2 protein-coding genes and 1 pseudogene are annotated in these 3,532 nt (G+C 40.7%); all 3 read left to right on the forward strand.

The window, feature by feature from the left end; translation table 11 throughout:
- Positions 1-1,691: SLBB domain-containing protein (locus tag HMPREF9007_RS03125; protein WP_032850718.1), on the forward strand; the 1,691-nt coding region annotated here is incomplete at its 5' end.
- 14 nt (positions 1,692-1,705) lie between these two features.
- Entirely contained in the window at positions 1,706-2,836 is a 1,131-nt protein-coding gene (locus tag HMPREF9007_RS03120; RefSeq protein WP_008763395.1) for a chain-length determining protein, read from the forward strand.
- Positions 2,837-2,922: 86 nt separating this feature from the next.
- Positions 2,923-3,532: pseudogene (locus HMPREF9007_RS03115) on the forward strand (lipopolysaccharide biosynthesis protein); the annotation flags it as partial.

Raw genomic sequence — 3,532 nt, forward strand, 5'->3', positions numbered from 1 at the left:
TTTCTTCCTTCTCTACCGTCTTCCATGCGCTTTACCGTGCAGGCGGTGTGAGTGATATCGGCAGCCTCCGAAACGTTCAGTTGGTACGCAACGGAAAGAATATCGCCACCATCGACGTCTACGAATTTATCATGAAAGGCAACACGCAGGATGACATCCGCCTTCAGGAAGGTGACGTGGTTATCGTCCCCGCCTACGATGTCTTGGTAAAGATCAGCGGCAAGGTAAAACGCCCTATGCGTTTCGAAATGAAGAAAGACGAGAACCTTGCCACTTTAATCAAATATGCCGGCGGCTTTGAAGCCGATGCCTACACCCGTTCATTGCGTGTTGTCCGTCAGAATGGTGAGGAATATGAGGTCAACACGGTCAAGGATATGGACTACAGCATCTACACAATGCGTAACGGCGACGTTGTAACAGCCGAAGCCATCCTTAACCGCTTCACAAACAAACTGGAAATCCGGGGCGCTGTCTATCGTCCCGGCATCTACCAGCTCAGCGGTAAACTGAATACGATCCGCGAACTTGTCCATGAAGCCCAGGGCCTGACCGGTGACGCTTTCCTGAATCGTGCCGTCCTTTATCGCCAGCGTGAGGACCTGACCAGTGAAGTTGTTCAGATAGACATCAGGTCTATTATGAACGGTACTTCCCCGAACCTCGCCCTGATGAAGAATGACATCCTCTACATCCCGAGCATTCACGATCTGGAAGACCGTGGCAATGTTACAGTTCATGGTGAAGTCGCGCACCCTGATTCCTATCCCTATGCTGATAACATGACACTTGAGGATCTGATCATCCAGGCCGGTGGCTTGAAAGAAGCCGCCTCCACTGTCCGCATTGATGTGTCGAGACGAATCAAGAATCCCCGTAGTACCGCGGATAATGATACTATCGGTCAGATGTATACCTTCTCTTTAAAGGATGGTTTTGTCATCGACGGTCAGCCCGGTTTTATCCTTCAGCCTTATGACGAACTTTATGTCCGTCGCAGTCCGGGTTATCAGGCGCAACAGAATGTAGTCATTGATGGTGAAATTCTTTTTGGAGGAAATTATGCCATGACCAATCGTGAGGAACGTCTTTCCGATCTGGTGAATAAAGCGGGTGGTCCTACCAGTCTTGCCTATCTTCGTGGTGCGAAATTGACCCGTGTGGCAAGTGCCGGTGAGAAGAAACGTATGGGTGATGTGATTCGCCTGATGAGCAGGCAATTGGGTGAGGCCATGATTGACTCTTTGGGTATTGGTGTTGAGGATACCTTTACGGTAGGCATTGATCTGGAGAAGGCTTTGACTAATCCTAAGGGTAGTGCCGACCTTGTCCTACGTGAAGGTGATGTGGTCTTTATACCTAAGAATACTAATACTGTAACTATCAATGGTGCTGTCATGGTTCCGAATACGGTTTCTTATATGAAGGGAAAGAATGTGGATTATTACCTGAATCAGGCCGGTGGCTGTTCTGATAATGCAAGGAAGAGTAAGAAGTTCATTGTTTACATGAATGGTCAGGTTACTAAGGTTAAGGGTAGCGGTAAGAAACAGATTGAGCCGGGATGTGAGATTATTGTGCCTAGTAAGGCTAAGAAGAAAGGGAACATAGCTAATATTTTGGGTTATGCTACTTCCTTCAGTTCTTTGGGTATGATGATTGCTTCTATTGCTAATCTTATAAAGAAATAATAGAATTTACTTTTATGTCAGAACAACAACTAAATAGAAATGTCTCTTCAGAACAGGATAAATTATTAAATGATGAGATGGAAATCGATTTGATGGATATTCTGCGTAAGATAATAAGCATCCGCAAAACATTATATAAAGCTGCCGGAATAGGATTGATTATGGGGATTATAGTAGCATTTAGTATTCCTAAGCAATATACAGTCAAAGTGACTTTGTCACCTGAAATGGGAAATTCCAAAGGCACTAATGGGATTGCCGGACTTGCAGCTTCATTTTTGGGAAGCGGCGCAACAATTGGAGATGGTACTGATGCATTAAACGCTTCTCTTTCATCAGATATTGTTTCATCTACTCCCTTTCTTTTGGAACTTCTTGATATGAATGTTCCAAGCGCAAAAAAAGTAGAACAGACTTCTTTGGAATATTATTTAGAGGAGCAATCTTCTGCTTGGTGGAGTTATGTGATGGGTATCCCCGGTTTGGTAATTAGTGGCATAAAATCCTTATTTGAGGATGAGAATAAAGAGTATATTGATAAAACAAACAATAATCCTATTGAACTTACCCAAAAGACAAGTAAGAAAATAAAGATTCTTAAGAAAAACATTATTGCTTCCGTAGATAAGAAAACAGCTATCACTAATGTCTCAGTTACCTTGCAGGATCCTAGAATCGCTGCAGTTGTTGCTGATTCTGTTGTGCATAAGTTGCAAGAATACATCATTGGCTATCGTACCTCAAAAGCAAAAGAGGATTGTATTTATTTAGAGATGTTATTCAAAGAGCGCCAAGATGAATATTATGATGCCCAAAGGAAATATGCTGAATACGTGGATACGCACGATAATTTGATTCTTCAAAGTGTCCGTGCTGAACAAGAGCGATTACAAAATGACATGAGTCTAGCCTATCAAGTTTACAGTCAGGTAGCCAATCAACTACAAGTTGCAAGGGCGAAAGTTCAGGAAGAAAAGCCCGTATTTGCAGTAGTAGAGCCTGCTGTGATTCCATTAAATTCATCCGGCATCAGTTTGAAAATTTATGTTTTGGTATCTATATTTTTGAGTGTAATTAGTGTTATTGTTTGGAATTTGTTGGGAAAGAACTTCTGGAGTACCTTGATGGGGAAGGTAAATGATTGAAAACAATGTATTTATGAACTATAATGTAGCTAAGATGACTATAGTCGTATGATTTGTTCATTAAATATAAAAGAAGTTATATAAGAATGTTTGCCACTCTTGAAAACAATAAACGAATTGCAAAGAATACCGCAATGCTCTATGTTCGGATGCTTTTTATCATTGCAGTTTCACTCTATACTTCGCGAATAATTTTACAAGCATTGGGCGTAGAAGATTATGGCATTTACAATGCTGTAGGAGGTGTTGTAGCTATGTTTTCAATAATATCTGGATCTTTGTCAGCTGCAATTAGCCGTTATTTAACTTATGAGATAGGTATAGGCAATAAACAAAAGCTAAATATAATATTCTGCACATCTGTGAATATCCAGATAGTAATGTCATTGATTGTTATGGTAATTGCTGAAGTTGTGGGTGTATGGTTTTTAAATACAAAAATGAATATACCGGCAAATCGTTTATATTCAGCGAATTGGGTGCTTCAATGCTCAATAATAACCTTTATGGTGAATCTCATCAGCGTTCCTTATAATTCATTGATAATTGCCCATGAAAAAATGTCAGCATTTGCTTACATTAGCATCCTAGAGGTTATTTTGAAATTAGTAATATGTTATTTATTGTACTTATTCCCAGGGGATAAATTGATATTATGGTCAGTGTTGCTTATGTCCGTATCTCTAATTATGCGTA

Source organism: Bacteroides sp. 1_1_14 (genome assembly GCF_000162515.1).
GTDB lineage: Bacteria > Bacteroidota > Bacteroidia > Bacteroidales > Bacteroidaceae > Bacteroides > Bacteroides thetaiotaomicron.